This is a genomic window from Rhodococcus sp. NPDC003382 (genome assembly GCF_053589135.1).
The window spans coordinates 1-20,828 of record NZ_JBSFRH010000036.1; the positions used below are offsets into that span (position 1 = coordinate 1).

General features: G+C 65.2%; 20 protein-coding genes. 14 read left to right on the top strand and 6 right to left on the bottom strand.

The annotated features are described in order from the left end of the window. The 11 genes from ACWDUD_RS21820 to ACWDUD_RS21870 form a co-directional block, all read left to right on the top strand. Window positions 1-189: transposase family protein (locus tag ACWDUD_RS21820; protein WP_450110651.1), on the top strand; the 189-nt coding region annotated here is incomplete at its 5' end. 364 nt (window positions 190-553) lie between these two features. After that, a complete protein-coding gene (locus ACWDUD_RS21825) occupies window positions 554-1,357 on the top strand; it encodes an enoyl-CoA hydratase-related protein (RefSeq protein ID WP_248674072.1) in 804 nt (267 codons plus the stop codon). A 105-nt stretch (window positions 1,358-1,462) separates the two neighbouring features. Continuing rightward, window positions 1,463-2,599 (top strand): acyl-CoA dehydrogenase family protein, encoded by a 1,137-nt coding sequence (locus ACWDUD_RS21830; protein WP_248674071.1) that lies wholly within the window; start codon window positions 1,463-1,465, stop codon window positions 2,597-2,599. 31 nt (window positions 2,600-2,630) lie between these two features. Beyond that, window positions 2,631-3,527 carry an SDR family oxidoreductase gene (locus tag ACWDUD_RS21835; RefSeq protein ID WP_085470535.1) on the top strand — a complete coding sequence of 299 codons (897 nt, stop codon included), beginning with the start codon at window positions 2,631-2,633 and terminating at the stop codon, window positions 3,525-3,527. A gap of 67 nt (window positions 3,528-3,594) precedes the next feature. Continuing rightward, window positions 3,595-4,407: a PaaI family thioesterase gene (locus ACWDUD_RS21840; RefSeq protein ID WP_248674070.1), complete on the top strand. Its 813-nt coding sequence runs from the start codon at window positions 3,595-3,597 to the stop codon at window positions 4,405-4,407. A gap of 77 nt (window positions 4,408-4,484) precedes the next feature. Beyond that, window positions 4,485-4,781 carry a WhiB family transcriptional regulator gene (locus ACWDUD_RS21845; protein WP_197250732.1) on the top strand — a complete coding sequence of 99 codons (297 nt, stop codon included), beginning with the start codon at window positions 4,485-4,487 and terminating at the stop codon, window positions 4,779-4,781. 149 nt (window positions 4,782-4,930) lie between these two features. Next, on the top strand, window positions 4,931-5,911 hold the full coding sequence (locus ACWDUD_RS21850) for a quinone oxidoreductase family protein (protein ID WP_450110652.1): 981 nt from the start codon (window positions 4,931-4,933) through the stop codon (window positions 5,909-5,911). 105 nt (window positions 5,912-6,016) lie between these two features. After that, window positions 6,017-6,544, top strand: a complete 528-nt coding sequence (locus ACWDUD_RS21855) for a MarR family winged helix-turn-helix transcriptional regulator (RefSeq protein ID WP_420749416.1) — start codon at window positions 6,017-6,019, stop codon at window positions 6,542-6,544. 204 nt (window positions 6,545-6,748) lie between these two features. After that, window positions 6,749-7,903 carry an acyl-CoA dehydrogenase family protein gene (locus ACWDUD_RS21860; protein WP_248674067.1) on the top strand — a complete coding sequence of 385 codons (1,155 nt, stop codon included), beginning with the start codon at window positions 6,749-6,751 and terminating at the stop codon, window positions 7,901-7,903. 25 nt (window positions 7,904-7,928) lie between these two features. Then, a complete protein-coding gene (locus ACWDUD_RS21865) occupies window positions 7,929-8,726 on the top strand; it encodes an SDR family NAD(P)-dependent oxidoreductase (protein ID WP_197250729.1) in 798 nt (265 codons plus the stop codon). 184 nt (window positions 8,727-8,910) lie between these two features. Beyond that, window positions 8,911-10,578 carry an AMP-binding protein gene (locus tag ACWDUD_RS21870; RefSeq protein WP_450110653.1) on the top strand — a complete coding sequence of 556 codons (1,668 nt, stop codon included), beginning with the start codon at window positions 8,911-8,913 and terminating at the stop codon, window positions 10,576-10,578. 51 nt (window positions 10,579-10,629) lie between these two features. Here ACWDUD_RS21870 and ACWDUD_RS21875 read toward each other — a convergent pair whose 3' ends face one another. Continuing rightward, window positions 10,630-11,724: a LuxR C-terminal-related transcriptional regulator gene (locus ACWDUD_RS21875; protein WP_450110654.1), complete on the bottom strand. Its 1,095-nt coding sequence runs from the start codon at window positions 11,722-11,724 to the stop codon at window positions 10,630-10,632. Between the two features lie 35 nt (window positions 11,725-11,759). Further along, window positions 11,760-12,530, bottom strand: coding sequence for a LuxR C-terminal-related transcriptional regulator (locus ACWDUD_RS21880; protein WP_450110655.1), 771 nt, complete (start codon window positions 12,528-12,530; stop codon window positions 11,760-11,762). 60 nt (window positions 12,531-12,590) lie between these two features. On the opposite strand from ACWDUD_RS21880, the gene ACWDUD_RS21885 reads away from it, so the two are divergent. The 3 genes from ACWDUD_RS21885 to ACWDUD_RS21895 all read left to right on the top strand — a co-directional run bounded on the left by ACWDUD_RS21885 (window position 12,591) and on the right by ACWDUD_RS21895 (window position 15,721). After that, entirely contained in the window at window positions 12,591-12,941 is a 351-nt protein-coding gene (locus tag ACWDUD_RS21885) for a hypothetical protein (protein WP_450110656.1), read from the top strand. 438 nt (window positions 12,942-13,379) lie between these two features. Next, window positions 13,380-14,681: an MFS transporter gene (locus ACWDUD_RS21890; RefSeq protein ID WP_450110657.1), complete on the top strand. Its 1,302-nt coding sequence runs from the start codon at window positions 13,380-13,382 to the stop codon at window positions 14,679-14,681. A 26-nt stretch (window positions 14,682-14,707) separates the two neighbouring features. Then, window positions 14,708-15,721: a hypothetical protein gene (locus tag ACWDUD_RS21895; RefSeq protein WP_450110658.1), complete on the top strand. Its 1,014-nt coding sequence runs from the start codon at window positions 14,708-14,710 to the stop codon at window positions 15,719-15,721. Window positions 15,722-15,879: 158 nt separating this feature from the next. Here the strand turns inward: ACWDUD_RS21895 and ACWDUD_RS21900 are convergent, their stop codons facing one another. The 4 genes from ACWDUD_RS21900 to ACWDUD_RS21915 form a co-directional block, all read right to left on the bottom strand. Next, window positions 15,880-17,103 (bottom strand): acyl-CoA dehydrogenase family protein, encoded by a 1,224-nt coding sequence (locus tag ACWDUD_RS21900; protein ID WP_248674064.1) that lies wholly within the window; start codon window positions 17,101-17,103, stop codon window positions 15,880-15,882. A gap of 55 nt (window positions 17,104-17,158) precedes the next feature. Continuing rightward, window positions 17,159-18,817, bottom strand: a complete 1,659-nt coding sequence (locus ACWDUD_RS21905) for an AMP-binding protein (RefSeq protein WP_248674063.1) — start codon at window positions 18,815-18,817, stop codon at window positions 17,159-17,161. 234 nt (window positions 18,818-19,051) lie between these two features. Further along, window positions 19,052-19,849 (bottom strand): SDR family NAD(P)-dependent oxidoreductase, encoded by a 798-nt coding sequence (locus ACWDUD_RS21910; protein ID WP_248674062.1) that lies wholly within the window; start codon window positions 19,847-19,849, stop codon window positions 19,052-19,054. A gap of 2 nt (window positions 19,850-19,851) precedes the next feature. Further along, window positions 19,852-20,826, bottom strand: a complete 975-nt coding sequence (locus ACWDUD_RS21915; protein ID WP_450110659.1) for an acyl-CoA dehydratase activase — start codon at window positions 20,824-20,826, stop codon at window positions 19,852-19,854. Window positions 20,827-20,828: the final 2 nt, after the last annotated feature.

Sequence of the window (20,828 nt, forward strand, 5' to 3'; positions counted from 1 at the left end):
GACCTCGATGCCGGCACTCGATGCCGCAACACACTTCTGTCCGCGATGCGCGCTCCGGCGGAACGTGCGAATGCCCTGCTGAAGACCCGCTGGAAAGCTTTACAACGAATCAGTCTGTGTCCGTGGAGGATCGGCGCGATAACCGCTGCCGCCCTCGTGCTTCTTCACCTACAAGCCCCCGCCTGGTGAGAAAACCTCACTCTCCGTGGATGAGGGCATGGCGGAAGGCGCCGGTCAGGGGGCGGAGCGACGAGCGAACCCTACGGTCGGCCCGGCCGCCGCAGCCACACCTCACGCTGGTCGCGGATGTCGATTCCTCCAGAGGTTCCCGGCGAGGGTTCGGCCGGAATCGTCCCCTGCCGGGCTCCGCTGCGGGCATACTGTGCGGTTCCCGCCACCACGGTCAGGACCCGGCAACGCACCCGCCCCTTGAAAACGATCGTTAACGCGGATACATTTGTCATACGGTCGGACCAAACCCGACGACTCCGTCCCGCGACCCCGTTCTCGCGGCGACGGCGAGCAACCAGTGCAGGAAGGGACCACCAGGTCGATGACTGATTTCACCGCATTCACGGACGTGACGTACGAGGTCGACAACGGACTCGCCTGGATCACGATCAACCGGCCGGACCGATACAACGCCTTCCGCGCCCGCACGGTCGACGAGCTCGTCAAGGCCTTCAAGGCAGCGTGGGGCAGCCCGGAGGTCGGCGCCGTCGCCCTCACCGGTGCCGGCGAGAAGGCCTTCTGCTCGGGCGGCGACCAGAAGCAGCGCATGGAGACCGGTGACTACGGACCCTCCGACAGCGGCCTGTTCGAGGTCGAGGCCCTCCACCGTGTCATCCGGGACACCCCCAAGCCCGTCATCGCCGCCGTCAACGGTGTCGCCGTGGGTGGCGGACACGTGCTGCACCTGCTGTGCGACATGTCCATTGCCGCCGAGCACGCCATCTTCGGACAGAACGGCCCCCGCGTCGGATCCTTCGACGCCGGCCTGGGCACCGGCTACCTCGCCCGCGCCATCGGTGAGAAGCGGGCACGGGAAATCTGGTTCATGTGCCGCCGCTACAGCGCCCAGCAGGCCCTGGAGTGGGGTCTCGTGAACAAGGTCGTACCCGCCGACCAGCTCCGCGCCGAGGTCCGGGCATGGGCCGACGAGATCCTGCAGCTCTCCCCCACCTCGCTCAAGGTGCTCAAGCAGTCGCTCAACGCCGACACCGAGCACTTCATCGCCCAGGGCAACATGGCCTACTCCACGCTCAAGCTGTTCGGTGAGTCCGCCGAGGCACTCGAGGGCATCAGCGCGTTCAACGAGAAGCGCCAGCCCGACTTCTCCAAGTTCCGCGGCGCCTGACCGCCCCAGCTCCCCGGGCGGCGGGACCCCACCGTCCCGCCGCCCGGTGACCTGCCCACCAGTTCACGCCGCCCTCCCCGTCGTCCACAGAGAGCAGTTGTCGACATGCGCTTCAGCCGAGAACAACACGAGTTCGCACTCGCGGTCCGCGAGTTCTGCGACGCCGAGTGCAAGACCCTGCAACAACGCGACGTGCTCACCGCTGGCGGCACCGTAGCCAACAGCCAGGTCATCCTCGACAAGTTCGCAGCACTCGGCTGGCTCGCGGTCTCGTTGCCCGAGCAATACGGCGGTGGCGGCGCCGGGATGGTCGAGGAGTGCATCTTCCTCGAGGAGACCTCGCGCGGCCTCGCCCCCATCACCGGCTACTCGACCGGCCTGACCGCCGCCCAGACGTATCTGCGCTACGGCACCGACGAACAGAAGCGCACGATCGTGTCGAACATGGCCGCAGGCAAGCTCGAGGCGATCGCCCTGAGCGAGCCCGGAGCAGGATCCGACCTCGGCAGCGTCCGCATCAAGGCCGAGCTCGTCGACGACCACTACGTGATCAACGGCCAGAAGACATGGATCTCCGCGGCCCACGTCGCCGAGCACGTCCTGTTGCTCGCCCGCACCGATTCCTCCGGTTCCAAGCACGAGGGTCTGACCCTGTTCATGGTGCCCACCGACACCCCCGGCCTCGAGATCCACGGCATCGCCACCATGGAGGCCCGAACCTGCAACGACCTCTACTTCACCGACGTGGCCGTCCCGGTCACGGCCGTGGTCGGCACTCCGAACCAGGCGTGGCGCCACCTCATGCGCGGCCTGAGCGTCGAGCGTCTCATCATCGCCACCATGTCGCTCGGTGCGGCCGAACGCGCACTCGACGACGTCATCGCGTTCGTCACCGAACGCGAGCAGTTCGGACGCAAGATCGGCAGCTTCCAAGCGATCCGCCACCGCATCGCCGACCTCGCCACCGAGATCGCCTTCGCGAAGTCCTTCGTCTACGAGGTCGCCGAACGCATCGACGCCGGCGAGGAGGACAATCTCAACCGCGAGGGCTCGATGGCCAAGCTCAAGTGCACCGAGATCGCAAAGAAGACAACCCTCGAGGCCATGCAGATGATGGGCGGCTACGGATACACCCGCGAATACGGCATGGAAGAACAGGTCCGCCGCGCCCTGGCCCCGACCATCTACGGCGGCACCAACGAGATCCAACGCGAAATCATCAGCAAGAGCCTGGGACTGTGATCCCCATTCTCCGACCGATAGGACCCCCGACATGACCACCTCCCCGTTCACGTCCGAGGCCCTCGCCGGCAAGCGAATCCTCATCACCGGCGGCGGAACCGGCCTCGGTCGCGGCGTCGCCCGCCACCTGGTCGACCACGGCGCCGACGTCCACCTCTGGGGCCGCCGACCCGCTGTCCTCGAAGAAGCCGCCACAGAGGCATCCGTCTCACGCCCCGGCTCGGTCCACTGGCAGACCGTCGACGTCCGCAACGCCGAGATGGTGTCCGCCGCGATGGACGAGATCTGGACCCTGCACGGACCTCTCACGGGCGTGATCAACAACGCCGCCGCCAACTTCATCGCCCCCACCGAATCGCTCAGCCCCCGGGCCTTCGAGGCCGTCACCTCCACCGTGATGAACGGGTCGTTCAACACCACCCATGCCGCCGGCCGCCGCTGGATCGAAGGCGGCACCAAGGGCGTGGTGCTGTCCACGCTGACCACGTGGGTGTGGAGCGGTTCGGCGTTCGTCGTCCCCTCCGCGATGGCCAAGGCCGCCGTGCACTCGATGACCATGTCCCTCGCCGTCGAATGGGCCCGCTACGGAATCCGCCTCAACGCCCTGGCCCCGGGACCGATCCCCACCGACTATGCCTGGGAGATGCTCAATCCCACCGACAAGAGCGCGGTCGGCGCCACCCAGGCCGACCAGGTCCCGATGGGGCGGATGGGCACCATCGAGGAGCTCGCCAACCTGACGATCTTCCTGCTGTCGGACGCATGCGACTACCTCACCGGGCAGACCATCGCCATGGATGGCGGCCAGATGCTCGCCGGGCCCGGCACTTTCGCCGGCCTGACCTCCATGACCGACGCGGACTGGGCCGCCGCCCGGGAGAAGAGCAAGGCCGCCAGCGAAGCCGCGAAGGCCCAGCGCGGCGTCTGAGCCCCATCCCGACAGCCCTGGCGCGCGTTCGCGCACCGGGCTTCACCGCACGTCCGTCAGGAGAGCCATGACCAGCGACACCCCGACCGCGCTTCGATTCTTCTCCACCGGCGCCGAAAAGCTGTTCCGAGTCTCCGATGTGACCGGCAACGACTCTCACGGGTTTTCCGAAATGGTCACGGGGCCATGGCTTGCCGACGATCACGGACGACCGTGCCGAGGAACTCTCGGTGTCGTGATGGACGACGTGATGGGACATCTCGTCAGTGGGATGACGCCCGAGGGATTCTGGGCGGTGAGCACGGAAATCCACCTCGACTTCGTAGCGGATCCACCGGTCGACGGATCGGTTCTGCGCGCCGAGAGTTGGATGTTGGGTCGAGGCGCGCGGACCGGGCTGGCTGGTGGTCGGATCGTCGATGCGCAGGGCCGTCTCATCGCCTGCGGGTCCACCCGCCTCCAGACCGTGCCGCTCACCGACCCGCCGGGCGCACCCGCGGTTTCCTCCGAGGATCTGAACTCACGACTCCGAGCAGACTCGATCATCGAACTGCTGGGAGCCGAGCACACGCGCGGGGCCGGTGGCCTCGAATTCGGTCCGTCCCCGGTGCTGGCCAATCCGATGGGTAACATTCACGGTGGTGTACTTCTGTGCGCCTCGGAGATCACCGGTTCTGCGGCGCTCTCCGCCGATGCGGGCTTCCGCGCCACCTCGATCCACATCTCGTATCTGCGACCGTGCCCGTCGGACCAACCCGTCACGTTCGCGCCGAAGATCGTGCACCGGGGTCGCAGCCTCGGAATCGTCGAGGTCACCTGTCGCAACACCGCAGGAAAGACATGCACCACCGCCACCGTCACCTGCAGCGCCGTCCACTGACCCTGGGTTCCGACACAAGATCGTGGTCGATCGCTTTCTTCGGCCGTTCGCACATACCCCACATCCAGGCGAAGATCATGACGCTTCCTGCAACAAGACAACACACCATCGCGTTGTCGGCCGCCGACACCGACTGGCAGAGACACAGCCGCTGCCGCGATGCGGACCCCTCGCTGTTCTTCGGACCCGAGAACGAAGCCGGTCACGAACGCGCGCTGCGTGAAACCGAGGCGAAGCGCGTCTGTGAGGAATGCCCCGTGCTTCTCCGATGCCGCAAGCATGCACTGGCGCACTTCGAGCAGCACGGCATCTGGGGCGGCCTGACCGAGAACGAGCGCACACGACACCGGCGACCGCTGTGGAGAGTCCTATAGCCCTCGGACAGGGCCGGCCGGATCGAGCCGATCCCGGTGGAATCCACCGGTTCGCCCTCGAATCGGCACCGGTGACGGTAGCGGACCCGATCGTCACCGCACCGCGGGATGTGCAGTATCGTGCGAATGGTACGACCGAAAGGATCATTGTGGATGCCGTCGTGATGCAGGAGTTCGGAGGACCCGATGTCTTGAGGTGGCAATCGGTCCCCGATCCGAAAGCCGACCCCGGTTGGGTCACCGTCGAATTGAGGGCAGCGGCACTCAATTGGCACGACGTCCTGGTACGACAGGGCAAGTATTCGTCACCACTGCCCCACATTCTCGGAGCGGACGGCGCAGGAATCCGCACCGACACCGGCGAGGAGGTTCTCGTGCTCCCGTCGCTGTGGTGGGGTGATCGCGAAGCCGCCCCGGGCGCGCGGTGGGAGATCCTCGGCGATCACCAGCGTGGTACCTACGCCGAACTGGTCCGAGTCCCGAAGGACTGCGTCGCACCCAAGCCCCGCGGCCTCACCTGGGAGCAGGCCGCGGCACTTCCCCTCGTCGGACTCACCACCTACCGCGCCCTGTTCACGCGCGGCCGCCTCCGCGCCGGCGAAAACCTCCTGGTCCTCGGCGCAGGCGGCGGCGTCGCGACCATGTCCGTGATGCTTGCGGCCGCCGTCGGCGCCCGGGTCACGGTAACCTCGTCGTCGACGTCCAAGATCGAGCAGGCTCGAGAGCTCGGCGCGGCGAACGGCGTGTTGTACACCGATCCTCATTGGCCGGACGCCGCTCGCCGACTCTCACCCCACGGCCAGGGCTTCGATCTCGTCCTGGATTCCGTCGGGACATGGGAACAGTCCGTCACGGCATTGCGGCCGGGCGGTCGACTGGTCGTGCTGGGAGCGTCACGCAGCGAACGCACCACCCTCGATGTCCGCCCGTTCTACTTCGGACAGTACGAACTGATCGGGACCACGATGGGCAGCCCCCACGACTTCGCGGGTCTTCTACGGCTGTTGGACGCCGAAACCGTTCCCCCCCTGCCGATCAGTGCTGTGTTTCCTCTCGCCGAAGCGGCCGCCGCACACAAGTACCTCGAACAGGGAAGCGGGTTCGGGAAGATCGTGCTCTCACACAGCTGAGAGCCGTTCGTCCGCCGGCCGTCGACACGCGTCCGGCTATCATCGATCCGGCAGGTCGGCTATCGATGCGAGAGACGCGGTTCGGCGGCGACGAGAGGATGCACAGTGGCGAGTGAGCACTCGACGCCCGCCGACGACAGTCGCGACGTGATCGACTGGATGCGCGCCGAGTGGACGGAACGACGGGATTCGGCCGATCTGGAATTCGCCACCACCATGGCCCTGTTTCGCACGCATCAGTGGATCGTCCGCGCCATGGACGGGGAGCTACGCTCACTTCGATTGTCGCGCAATGCCTATCTCATCCTGACGTCGCTGCAGCTGTCCGAGGAGCGAACCCGCACACTGGGAAAGCTGAGCAAGTACCTGATGGTCCATCCGACCACGGTGTCGATGGCGGTCGACCAGCTCGTGAAGGCCGGTTTCGTCGAACGCCATGCCCATCCGACGGATCGCCGGACCGTCCTCGCCACTCTCACCCCGGCGGGCCTGGACGTGGTCGAGGAAGCGAACGATCGTCTCGCCGGAGCCCGGTTCGGTCTCGCGTCGGTCGACACACAGACTCTCGAAACCTTGATCGCACATCTGCAACTCGTCCGCCGCGCCGTCGGCGACATCGAGACCGGCCACTGACCGGCTGAGCTTTTCGCGGTCGCAGCAGTCGAATACCGCACTCCCGCGCATCCCACACCTCTTGCCAGAAATGCTTTGTCGACCTACTATTCAAATCTAGAATTCTTTCCGGCGGGGCACGGGTCGACCCCGGGTTCCATTGCGCGTCAGCGCTTCCCTCGCCGCGATCACCCCAGTCGAGTCCCCGCACAGGAGCACACTCCCATGGTTTCCTTCGCATTCACCGACGAGCACGAAGAGTTCCGAAAAACGTTGACAGCGTTCAGCGACCGCGTTCTCCTGCCCGGCTACCGCGACCGCGCAGCGTCGACGGAGTTCCCCTTCGACATCCTGCAGAAACTCGGCGACATCGGCCTGCTGGGCATCGGACTACCCGAGCAATACGGCGGAACCGGCACCGAAGATCCCATTCTGCTCGGAATCGCCACCGAGACTCTCGCGTACGGCGACGTGAACATGGCGTCGGCTCCCGTACAGATCGGTCTGGTCGCCTCCCAACTGGCGCTGTGCCGGGACGAGGTCCAGGACCACTACCTTCCGCCGCTGATTCGCGGTGAACAAACCATCGCCATCGCCTTGACCGAGCCGGGCTCGGGATCCGACGCGAGCGCCCTTCGCACCACCGCCACCGCCGTGGAGGGTGGATGGCGCCTGAACGGGGAGAAGACCGCGATCTCATGGGCGATGAACGCCACCGCCGCACTCGTCTACGCCCGCGAACCCGGATCGGAGCGGGCACGAGGCGTCAGCTGCTTCGTCGTCCCGCTCGACGCGGACGGAGTCACCGTCAGCCACATGCCCGGCATGGGTTGCCTCCCGCTGGGCTGGGGAAGCATCCACCTCTCCGATGTCTTCGTTCCCGAATCACATCTCGTCGGGGAACTCGGCAAAGGCTTCCACTCGGTGATGGAACACTTCGACTTCAGCCGTGCCGCCCTGGGGCTGATGTGCCTCGGAGCCGCGAAGCAGAGCCTCGAGGAGGCCGCCGAATACGCCCAGCAGCGGGAAACCTTCGGACAACCACTGTCCGAGCACCAAGGCCTCGCATTCCAATTCGCCGAGCACGCCACTTATCTCGAGGGTGCCCGCTGGATCTGCTATCGGGCGCTGTGGCTCAGGGAAACCGCTCAACCACACACCGCCCTCGCGTCGATGAGCAAGTGGTGGCCACCTGTCGTGGCCAAGAACGCGATCGAGTTCGCGATGCGGGTACACGGAAATCTCGGCTACTCGACCGAATCACCTCTGCAGCAGAGATACCGCGACGTCACCGCCTATCTCGTCGCCGATGGCACCGCCGAGATCCAGAAGCGCATCATCGCCAAGGACATCTTCGCCCGCGGCACGGTATCCCTCTGACCCGACCCTCGAACGGAATACACGAATGAACACACATGGCACTGCAGCACCGAAGGAACTGAAGGACAGCAGCGCACTGGTGGTGGGAGGAACGGCCGGAATCGGCCTGGCGACCGCGGTAGGCCTCGCTCAGGCCGGCGTACCGCGCATCATGATCGTCGGCCGCGGATCGGAACGCGGATCTGCTGCCCGAGAGCGCATTTCGTCTGCCAACTCGTCGTGCGAGGTCACATTCCTGTCCGCCGACGCGACCACCGTCGAGGGCGCCACACACATCGCGGCCGAAGCCGAACGGATCCTCGACGGTGTCGACATCCTGGTCTCGACGACGGCCGCAGACACCCGGCCGGAACTCTTCGCGAACATCCCCACCGACGACATCGCACGCATCTTCAACCAACTCGCACTGCCGTGCATGTACCTCGCGAGCGAGATCGTCCCGCACATGACAGCACGGAAGACCGGGGTGATCATCAACGTCGCCTCGGATGCCGCGAAGACCGCCACCCCCGGCGAAGCGGTCATCGGAGCGGCCAAGGCGGCGATCGTCATGTTCAGCCGGACCCTGGCCATCGAAGCCAAGCGCAACGGGATCCGAGTCAATGTTCTGACCCCGTCGCTCGTCGCCGGCACCGGTTCGACCGAGCGAATCACATCCGACGGATTCAGCGCCAAACTGTTTGCCAAGGCCGCCCAGCAAGCCCACCTCGGCGTCCCCGAATCCGAAGACCTGGCCGCACTCGCAGTCTTCCTCGCCTCCCCCGCCGCACGACGGCTCACCGGACAGGCGATCAGCGTCAACGGAGGAATTTCCGCAGCCTGAGAACTACCCCCGGGGGACACACCCATCCAGACGCCTCATCCCATCGAGGCAATTCCTTCACCCTCGAGGCTGAAATCGCTTCCGAACAGTTCATTTCCCCCATTCCGCTCGAGAACATGGTTCGACCAACAACTTCCGTCCACTTCCGCCCACGAACAGGGCACCCTAAAGCAAGGATCCGCACATGGACGTCGTGGAGCACACACGGGCAATCCTTCCCGAGGACCGCTACAGCGCGAACACGCTGCACGCGTTCCGATCGAACGGTTACTGGCGTGACGAGAGCCTGACCGAACACGTCGACCGATGGACGGAGACAGACCCGGATTTCGTCGCCGTCACCGACGGCTACAGCACGCTCACCCGCGGCGAACTTCGCGCACAGGCATATCGGCTGGCGGCGTCACTGAGGAAACTCGGCGTCGCCCCCGGCGACCGGGTTCAGGTGCAGCTGCCGAACTGGAACGAATTCGTCGTCATCTATGTGGCCGCAGCCCGGATCGGCGCTGTTGTGGTGCCCACGATGCCGGTCTACCGGCACGACGAGGTGCGCTACGTCCTCCAGCACTCCGGAGCCAAGGTCTCCTTCGTCACGGAAGAGTTTCGCAAGTTCCGCTATGCCGACATGCTGGCGGAGATCCGTGGCGAGCTGCCCGGGCTCGAGCACGTCGTCGTCGTACGTGGATCTGCACGTGCCGATGAGCTCGCATTCGAATCACTGATCGCCGGAAACCATGTGCCCGGCCCCGACGAACTCGGATCGCCGCCGCCGGCGGATGCCGCTCACGCGATCATCTACACCTCGGGCACGGAATCACGCCCGAAGGGCTGCCAGCACACGTTCAACACCCTGTCCTTCACCGTCTACGGTCTCGGTCGCGAGGTGATGGGCCTGGGCCCCGACGATATCGTCTTCATGCCCTCCCCGGTCACGCATGCAACCGGACTCGCCGTGGGCGTGGCGACACCGTTGATCCTCGGGAGCGGAATTCACCTACTCGACGTGTGGGAACCCCACGAGGGACTTCGACGCATCGCCGAGTACAGGACAACGGTCAGCATGGCCGCGACACCGTTCCTCCAGATGGCACTCGGGGCGATCGAAGCAGGCGCGGCTCACGACCTGAGCTCGATGCGACTCTGGGTGAGCGCAGGCGCCCCGATCCCGGAAACCCTACTGCGGGATTGGAAGACAGCGCTCCCCAACTGCACCCTCCTTCCGGTATACGGCAGTAGCGAGGGACTGTTGGTGACCGCCGTGCGTGTCGACGACCCCGTCGAGAAAGTGCTCTCCTCCGACGGGCGGGCCTTCGAGGGTGTCGATCTCGAAATCCGCGACGACGCGGGTACCGTGCTGCCGGCCGGCGAGGAAGGCCAGATCTTCTACGGTGGACCGGGTATCTTCCTCGGATACTGGCGCGATCCCGAACGCACCGCCGCGTCGATCGACCACCGAGGGTTCCTCGCGTCCGGTGATCTCGGCCGCGTCGACGCGGAGGGCTTTCTGCGGGTCACGGGGCGCATCAAGGACCTCATCATCCGGGGAGGCATGAACATTTCCGCGCGGGAGGTGGAGGAGCACCTCTTGGCACATCCGCGGATCGTCGCAGCAGCGGCGGTGGCGATGCCGGACGCCCGACTCGGCGAGAAGGTGTGCGCCTTCGTTGTCGTCGACGGCGATGCACCGACCCTGGAGGAGGTGGCCGACTTCCTCCGAAACGAACGTAAGGCCATGATGCAGAAGATCCCGGAGAAGCTGGTAGTCGTGGATCAACTCCCCACCACCGCGACCGGAAAGATCCAGAAATTCCTCCTCCGCAAGCAGGCAGCCGAATTGGCTGCCGACGCCTGATCGGCTGCCGCCGCCCGCGGAGGCACATGCCGACAGAGACCGGTCGGCTGCCTACCGCGGGTACCGGTAGATGGCTTCGGACCGATTCGCCGCGCCCAGTTTTCGAAGAATCTTCTTGACGTGTGTCTTCACCGTGAAGATGCTGATCACCAGTTCCTCGGCGATTTCGGCGTTGGACGCACCCCGAACAACCAATGCGAAGACCTCGCGTTCACGAGCAGTCAGGCAGTCGATCGCCGGCGCATCCGGGACCTCGTGGGTGTTTCCGGTCGGCAGGGCGGCCCACCGGGTGGAGTTCTCGTCGACGAAATGCACATCGACATACCCGAGACGCTCGACGTCCCTCGCCTCCTGCTGCAATCGTTGGATTATCAGAGCCTTCTGTTCGCTGAGACGATCAGCGAGCATCACCCGTTCGAACAGCGTTCCGGAAGTCCGCGCGAATGCGTCGATCACCTCTCTGTCCACTGCGTCCAATGGCTCACCGGCGAGACGACTTCCGTGCACGAGCCCGATCACCCCGGCCGACACGGTGATCGGAGCCACCACATACGCGCTCGATGCGAGCATCTGCACAGCCTCGCCGGTCGGCCCGATGTCGGTGTCCGATCCGACGAGCACCGCTGCCCCTGTCTCGCATGCCCGGTCCTCGGCGGAGCCGGAAGTGAGGGGCAGGGCGTGCGGCGAGAAAACTGTCTGCTCTGCCCTTTCCTCGCTGTACAGGTCCAGCACCGTCCACGTTCCGTTGTGCACTTCGGACAACAGTATTCGGTCGAGGTGGGCAATGTGTGCCAGCTCCCGGCAGATGAGCTTGCGGAGACCGGCGACCGACTCGGCTCCGCGCAGACGGCGTATCGCTCCGGCAAACTCGTCGGGCGAGAATTCATGTGCCGGTTCGGCATACTGCGTGCGGATTCGCCGCCGCAATTCCTGGAGATCAGCAATGAGACGACCGAGTGACCGCCGCCGCTCGGGGCCGAGTTCTGTAAGCGCAGCAAACGCAGATTCGGTGGCTGCATCGAGCAACGCTACACAGGTGCCGGGAAAATCCGGCCGAGCCTTGTAGGGCCGCAGATCGATACCGTAGTCGTTCCCCAGCCGGTCGAGGAGGTCGATCACAGCCTGTGGCAATCCGCGTTCGGCCACCGCCCGGGAGGTTGTCTGCCCCTGCGATTTCTGTCTCATCGCTGTCGTCGAGCCTGGCTCGAGTAGAGGGCAGCCGCGGCAGCGCGCGTCGGTACGTGCAATTTCTTGAGTACTGCCTTCACGTGCGACTTCACGGTTCCCTCGGAAATGACCAGCGCTTGGGCGATCTGGCTGTTCGTAGCTCCTGTCGCGAGATACGAGAGGATCTCGCGTTCCCGAAAGGTCAGCACCGAGTTCGGTTCGACCATCTGGCGGTCGCCGGACTTGCCAACGGCGCCGTCCGCCGTTACCTCGGCACGACGGGAGAGAATCGCGTCGGCCTTCGAGATCCGATCGAGCATGTCCTGAGTTTCGTCGAACGACTTCTCGATCCGTGCACGTTGCAGTTGGAGCCGTTGCTTCAGAACGGCCTGCTCGTAGATGATCGCCAGAACGGTTGCGAAGGTGTCCAATCGATCTCGATCACTCGGGTCGAGCGCATCGCTCGACCCGGGACGATCGGCATGGAGCAGCCCGATGACTTTTCCCCCGGACATCACCGGTGCAGCGACGTATGCCGACGTCCGGGATGCACTGACCAACTCCCTGTGGGTGCGCCGATCGTCGGCAGGGGCGGCAACCAGCGCCGGAACCCGGCGGCGTACCAGCTCGGTTTCCAGGGGCGCCTCCGCCAGCGACAGTTCGGTGGAGGCGATGTAATCGGAGAAGTCGAGTGGGGAGCCGTCGAGTTCAGGCCGTAGATAGAGGCGACGCGGCTGCCAGCGGGAGCCCGACACGGCGGAGATCAACGAGCGCGTGAACGCCAACTTGGTGCAGACGATGCTCGGTGCCGACTCGATGATCTCGCGCGGCGGAAGCTCCCGGAGTTGGACGGCGACGTCGTGGACCGCGCCCAGCTCGGCAACCCGACGGACGGCCTCTTCCTTGGCGAACTGCTCTTCCAGGTGTTCGATGTCGACGAGGATTCGACATGCGTCCTCGATGTCCGCTCCGGCTATCCGTCCCTCGGTCAGCGCATCGGCGAGCCTGCGCCGCGCCGTGGCCAACGACACCGCCAGGGCAGAAGGGCGCGGGTCGCAGGGTTGGTCGCCCAGCAGTTTACCTGCCGTGCCGAGGCAGTCGGTGGCTCGCTGGAGGAGATGCGTCGAAGTCGTCCGGCTCACCGTCACCCTGCACCCTCGACCTTTCTCGTCCATGCCGCCGACTCCTTCTTGTGACTGAAGTCACTCAGAAGTATAGCCAGCTCGGAGCGCACCGTCCAATGGTATGACCGATACAAGGGTGGGCGCCGCGGCAGTGTCCCACGAGTGGAGGAATCGACAGCCCGGAGACCGGGTGCTCTGGCCCCGCCCGCACGGTGTTCTCTACCGTCCGGGCGGCAAGCAGACATGCCTCACAGAGATGATGCGAACCGTCGCCGGAGTCCGATGCCGCGCCGGTCGGCGACCCCGGGTCGAAGACCCTTTCCGCGCCGACAGCCGGACCTCGCCACCTCGCTCACGCCACACGAACCCCTATTCCAATCGGACAGAGCATTTTGGACTGTCCTTTACATTGGCCAGTCCATATGGTGACATGTGTGACGGGGACCACTTCCCGCGGGGCCCGCTGGTGGCATCGCCGCCAACCATCGAAAGCAATCGACAGGAGCTTCCATGAGCACAGTCGGCACGACTGGGTTGCAGGCGCCCACACGGCACCTGAACCGCTGGTGGTATGTCGCCACCGGCTTTCTCACACTGCTGTTCGGCACCAGCACGGTCAACGTCCTGTTCAACATCCTCGGCAAGCCCATGACCGAGGAGTTCGGCTGGGACCGCAGCATCATCGCCAACGGTCTCTCCGTCGAGACGGTGATGGTCGGTGTCAGCATCGTCATCCTGGGCTTCCTCATCGACCGCTACGGCCCCAAAGTGCCTTCGGTGCCGATGGCCCTGACTTTCGGAATCGGCCTCATGTTGATGGCCGCGCTGCCGAACAACGAAATGCTCTTCTTCGCGCTCTGCATCGTGATCGGCGCCGGCGCCGGCGCGGTAAACCCGGTAGCGCACTCCACCGTGGTGAGCGCTTGGTTCCAGGACCGTCGCGGCATGGCGCTGGGCATCCTCATGGCCGGTCTCGGTGCCTGCGGGGTATTGATGCCGTACCTCGCCAACTGGGTGCTGGGCATGGGCGGCTGGCGGGTGGCCTTCCTCGTCATCGGCGCGGTGTGCACGATCATTCCGGCTTCGGTCTATGCATTCGTCACCCGGATGCCGGCCGAACACGACGCCGAACGCGAGGCTGCACGTCTGCAAGGCCGGGTTGCCGGAGAATCTCTCCTCACCGTGGCCCGGAAATACCGACAGTTCTGGTTGCTCTCCGTCGCCATCTTCCTGGTGTCCTCGGCCACCTTCGGCCTGATGTCGCAGGTGGTACCGATGACCACCGACAAGGGCATCAGCCAGACCACCGCCGTGTCCGTCCTGTCCGTTCTCAGCCTGTCCTCGATGTTCGCTCGCCTGCTCGTCGGCTACCTGCTCGACCGGTTCTACGCGCCCCTGCTCGGCTCGATCATCTTCGCGCTGTGCGCGATCGGCGTCTTCCTCATGATCACCTCGTCGGAGGTAGGACTGCTTGTCATGGGCTCTGCACTGATCGGCCTGGGGCTGGGATCCGAGGGCGACCTCGCCGCCTACATGGTGAGCCGGTACTTCCCCAAGCATTCGTACGGTCGGGTGCTGGGATTCATCTACTTCCTCTACGCCCAAGGCGCAGCCTTCGGAATCTTCCTGCTCGGACAGATATACAGCGCCACGGGATCCTACCGCGCCGGGGCACTCCCGATCATCGTGCTGGTCGGCATCGGCATCGCCTGCCTGCTGATGATGGGCTCCTACCGCTTTACCCTGAACCACAAAGAGGTCGATGCTGCCGAAGCGGCCCGGGAGACCACAACGTCGCCGGTTTCGCACTGATGCCTCATCGACCAGAAGGAGCACCAATGACCGACGGATTCCACGACGCCCTGGTAACGCGGGCCACCTCGGACATGCCGGAGAAGTTCTTCGACCGGTTCATGTTCAACCTCCATCCGGACGACGGCGCCGCGCCCTCGGTAATCCTCGGCGCCGGGGTCTATCCGCCGCGGAACGTCGTGGACGGCTTCGTCGTGCTGACCACTGCAACCGAGCAGCGCAACCTCCGCGTCTCCACCGAACACGACGCAACCGACAAAGCTTCCGTCGGGCCTCTGCGATGGGAAACCGTCGAGGACAACACCACGTGGCGAATCCGACTCGACGAGAACAAAACCGGACTCGAACTCGACCTTCTCTGGCACGCCCGGGCGCCCTACTGGCTCGGATCCGTGGACGTGACGAACACCGACGGAAACCTCACCTCGTTCGACCATCTCTTCCAGCCCGGTCGCTACCAGGGCACGCTCACGCTGGACGGCACCACAACCGATGTCACCGGTTGGTACGGGCTGCGGGACCGTTCTCGCGGAGTACGTACCATGTCCGGAGGCCAGGGCCTGCACATCTGGTATCAGGCCCAGTTCCCTGACCGCACATTCGGATTCCTCCTCGTCGAGGACCGGCACGGCGGACGGATCCTGCTGGAAGGCGCCGTCATGCACGACGACGGGCGACTCGACGACATCACGGACGTCCGGCACAGCCTGGCATTCACGACAGGTAACGACCTTCTCCACGGCACAGTGGAGATCGTGACCGCCACCGGCGCGACCTACCGTGTCGATGCCGACGCCTCGGCAGGCGGTGGATACATGGCGGGTGGCGGTTACGGCGGACACCACGGACAGGTTCGTGGTCGCGACTCCGAAGAGTTCGATGTCTATCCCCTCGACGGGACGGTGGGTCCGACGACTCTCGACTCCGCCCTGACGGACCGATGCTGCACGTTCGAGTGGAACGGACAGACCGGATACGGCATTTTCGAGTTCGCCCTGTCGCGTTCGGCGTCCTACGCCTACCGCCCTTCCTCGGTGTGACGGACCGGGCCCTGTGCTGTCCCTGCGCCGATCGGTCGGTGCAGGGACAGCACAGGGCCGCAACGTGTTCCGGAACGACGTCACATCAGCACCGTGAGATCGGCAGGACCGGTCGCCGGCCGTATCCCTGTCGGCAGGTAAGCGAAACCCGACGAATTTCACGGTACAGCGGACACGGGATGAGCCGGTCCCCTCTGCCCCGGGGAGACCGCGTCGGCGCCGCGTCTCTCGTAGGGAACGAAGTCGGTCCCATACTTTTCTCGCATGATGATGATCTTCTGGATCTGTGCCGTACCGTCGGCGATCTCGACGGACATCACGTCACGCAGGCGTTGCTCGAACGGAAGTTCCGTCGAGTAGCCGTAGTTGCCGTGCAGGAGGAGGCATTCCTTGACCGCTGCGCTCGCCACGAGCGGGCCGTACCACTTCGCCATCGCCGCATCGCTGGTGTGCGGCAGGCCGAGGGTGCGCTTCTCGAGCGCCGCGTAGCAGATCAACCGGGCCGCCTCGACCTTGGTGAGGTGTTCGGCAATGGGAAACGACACCCCCTCGAACTTCGCCAATGGCTCACCGAACGCCGTGCGCCGGCGCACGTACTCGGCTGTCTCGTCGAGGGACGCCCGGGCCGCGCCGAGTCCGGTCAGCGCGAGCAGCGGCCGCGTGAAGTCGAACCCGTTCAGCACGCGGGAGAAGGCACGCCCTTCGAGACCGATCAGGTTCTCCGGCGGCACCTCCACACCATCCAGATGCAGCACCCCGCGACCGAGGATGCCCCATCCTGTATCCGGAACCGCCGATGTGGCAATGCCGCGTGCGTCGAGCGGCACCAGGAACGTCGACACGCCGACGTCCTTGCCGTCCCGGATCGTCCGTGCGGCAAGGATGATCGCTTCCGCCTCGGCAAGCATGGTCACCGATGTCTTCTCGCCGGAAATGATGTATCCGTTTGCGGTAGCTCGCGCGACGGTCTTGATATTGGCGGCGTCGGATCCGGTCTCGGGTTCCGTCAAGCCGAATGCGACGTAGGTTTCGCCCGCAACGAGGCGCGGCAGCCACCTCTCGACGACGACATCGGATGCGTGGTGCCGGATCAGCGTGCTCATCAGCATGACAGGAATCGTCATGTTGGCGACGTTGAAGTCCGCGTAGGCGAGTTCCTCGACGGCGACGCCGGCCGCAGCGAAGTCCTCCCGCTCGAGGGGGTTGTACTCCTCTCCTGCGAGAAGGCCGTAGATCCCCAGATCGGCGATCTCACGATGCAGATCCCACGGGAACGTGGAGGACTTCGCGCGCTGGAGATACCCGGGCGCCAGGCGTTTCGTTGCGTAGGCCCGCACCGCATCACGGATTCCGTGTGAATCGGCGTTCAGCAGCTGTGTCAACGGGTCACCCCTTTGTCGGTTACCGGTTCGGTCATCCGCTGCGATGGAGGCGTCGTCACGAGACCAGATCCGCCGAGGACTGCTCGGCCGGGGCGCTGTCGTTCATCGGTGCCGCGGTCAGCGTTCCGTCGGCGATCTGTTCTTGCACGCGGAACTTCTGGATCTTGCCGGACGGGGTCATGGGAAGGGACCGGGTGAAGTACCACAGAGCGGGTGTCTTGTGGGCGGCGAGTCGCTCGCGGAGCCAGGATTTCAGCTCCGCCGCGGTGGGGAACGAGTCCGGGTCCTTCATCCGCACCACGGCGCCGATCTGTTCGCCCCATTTCTCGTCCGGCACACCGATGACCGCGACCTCCGCGACGGCGGGGTGCCGGTAGAGGAGTTCCTCGATCTCCCGGGGATAGATGTTGAGACCGCCCCGGATGATCATCTCCTTGAGGCGACCGGTGATCTTGAGGAAGCCCCGGCTGTCCATCACACCCAGATCGCCCATGCGCAGCCATCCGTCCGCATCGACGGTCGCGGCGGTTTCGTCGGGCATGTCCGAGTATCCGAGCATCACCTGGTAGCCGCGGCAGCACACCTCGCCCTGCTCACCGACAGGAACGATTTCGCCGGAGACCGGGTCGACGATCTTGACCTCGAGTTCCGGCAGCGGCTGCCCCACCGTCGTTGCCTGGTCCACGACGGTGTCCGTGATCCGCGTCTGGCTGATCACCCCGTGCATCTCGCTCTGGCCGAACAAGATGGTGAAGTGACAGTCCAGGTCGCGGGTGACTCGGTCGACAAGCGCCTCGGGTACTGCCGCGGCGCCGGACATGACGGTGTGGATGCTCGACAGGTCGCGGGTGTGCCGGTCCGGATGGTCGAGCAGGGCGATGAGCATCGTGGGCACCATCAACGAGTGCGTGCCGCGATAGGTCTCGATCATCTCGAGCATCAAGGCCGGCTCGAAGGCCGGCAGGATCACGTAGGTTCCGTGGGCGGCGAACGTGCCGAGTTCTGTGACGCCACCACCTCCGATGTGGTACATCGGCATGGCGTTGACGCAGATCAGCGGGTCTGTCCGGCCGGCCCGTTCGAACACGAACGCGGCTTCGTTGGCAAGGCCTTTGTGGTGCAGCAGTGCGCCTTTCGGGAATCCGGTGGTGCCCGAGGTGTACTGCAGTTGCACCGCGTCCGTGGGCAAGACAGCCGGGAACTGCGTGGTCGGATCGCCGGTGCGCACGAATTCGGCCCATTCGCTGCCCGATACCACTGTGTGCAGTCCGGGCAGGGTCGGCCGGACCTCGTCCAGAATCGCGGACAGGTCCGCGCCGCGGTAGGACTCGCGGTAGAAGAGACCGGCAGCCTTGGATTGCCGCAGGATGTACTCGAGCTCGTGGGCCCGGTATGCCGGGTTGATGCCGACCAGCACCATGCCCGCCATCGCGATCGCCTGGTGCAGGATCACCCAGTCGGCACTGTTGGGCGCCCACACCGCGATCCGATCGCCGGGGCGGAAGTGTGTGAGCAATGCGCGGGCGGTCGCTTCGGTGTCGGCGAGCAACTGGCGGTAGGTCCATTCCCGCCGGTCCGCCGGGTCGGCAACGCCGTCGACGAGCGCGACGCGGTCGGGGACGGTCGCGACCCCTTCCCGAAGAAGTTCACTGAACGTGATGTCTCGAATGCCCGTGCTTGTGGAGGCCGGCCAATAGGACATCTCTAGCGACATGATGTGCTCCTGCTTTCGGCTGGGGGGATGGAAGAAGGGAAGACTGCAGGGACCGCCCGGGGTCCTCGACCGGACACCTTGGAGTGTAATCGCGGTCACACCAAATATAGTACCAATCAGGGGACTTCCGCTACAATTGTGTCAAACATTTTGATCGGCGAAATCTCCGTTTTCATCCCGAAACACTTGAAGCCGGCCGAGGTTCACACCTCGACCGGCTTCTCGCTGCAACCACTATCCCGCGGAAATCCCCCCGTTCGGACTGACCACCTGCCCCGTGATCCGCCGCGCCTGCGCACTACAGAGAAACAGCACGAGGTCGGCAACATCACCCGGCTCCGCCACCCCCAACGACGCGAGTCGGCTCGCCTTCTCGAACAGTTTCGCGCTGAACGGCTCGGACATGACGCGATCGAAACCGCCGGTGTCGCGAATGAGAGACGGTGTCACGGCATTGACCCGGATTCCGTCCCGTTTGGCTTCCATCGCAAGTGTTTTGGTGAACATGACGATTGCTGCCATGGCCGCACCGATCACGCTCTCACCGGGCGTCGGGTGCTTTGCCGCGTCGGAGGCGATGTTCACGATCACCCCGCCGCGCTGCTGTCGCATCGCCGGCAGGACAGCCCGGCACATGTTGAGGGGGCCGAGAGCCTGGTTGACCAGGACTCCCGGGATATCCTCGGGATCCATTTCGTGGAACAGCCGCGGGTTGAACGAACCCGTCGTGCTGTTGACGACGATGTCGGCAGCACCGAGTGAATCCGTGAGTTCCGCCGCCACCCGCACCGCCTCCCCGGGAACGTTCACGTCGGCCGCGGCGAACAGACACCACACACCGGGCGCGAGCGTTCGAATGTGCTGTGCTGCTTTCTCTCCGCGTTCGACATTGCGTCCGATCAGACCGATCCGCTGAGCGCCCGCGCGCACGAATCGGCGGGCCACCTCGAGCCCGACGCCACTTGTTCCCCCGACGATGTAGATCGTCGACTCGGCCGGAACCGGTACCCGGAAATCACTCGGTTCGTTCATTGTCAATCGTTCCTATGCAGATCGAGCATCACCGGTCCCCCGGCGTGCACATGATTACCGTCCAGGACACCGTCGCAACTCGCACAGTGCCGCCGACCGCCTCGACTGCTCGATGCCATCTTCGTCTCCGTCGCGGCATCGCGCGCGGTCGGAGCTGCATCGCGCGCGGTCGGAGCCGTTCGAGTGCCGCGGTATTCGTCGCGTGCGAGCAGCCCCGCGCCGTAGGCACCGGCGATCTGCGGCTGGTCGAGCACCTCGATCGGGTGTCTCAATGCCTCCGATACAGAACGGACCGCAGCCGGGTTCTTGGCGACACCGCCGGTCATCACCGCCGGTGTCGCCCTACCGACCTGAGCGACCAGCCCGAGGGTGCGCGCTGCGACCGCACGGTGCACGGAAGCGGCGATGTCGGCCTTGTCCTGCCCTTGTGCGAGCAGAGAAATCACTTCGGTTTCGGCGAACGTGGCACACATACTGCTGACCTCGAGGCCGTCGGCACCGGTGAGCGCAAGCTCGCCCACCGCGTCGATGTCGACCTCGAGCGCGCGGGCCAGCACATCGAAGAATCGGCCCGTTCCGCTCGCACAGCGGTCGTTCATGGCGAATCGTTCCACCAGTCCGTCGTCGTCGACGATGATCGCCTTGCTGTCCTGGCCGCCGATGTCGATGACGAGCCGAACCCCCGGACGCAGTGCCGCTGCGCCGCGTGCATGACAGGTGATCTCGGTGAAGGTGCGGTCGGCGCCCGGCACCAATCGGCGGCCGTACCCGGTGCTCACCGTCCGCCGGATGGCCTCGCGTGGCACTCCCGCCGCGATCGAGGCACCCTCGATCGCACGGGCGACAGCTTCGCGGCTCACAGCGCCCATCTGCACGACATCCGTCCCGCACAACGCCCCGTCCTGATCGACGACGGCAGCCTTCGCGGTCGTCGATCCCAGATCGACGCCCATGACGAACCATTTGTCGGTAGTCATCA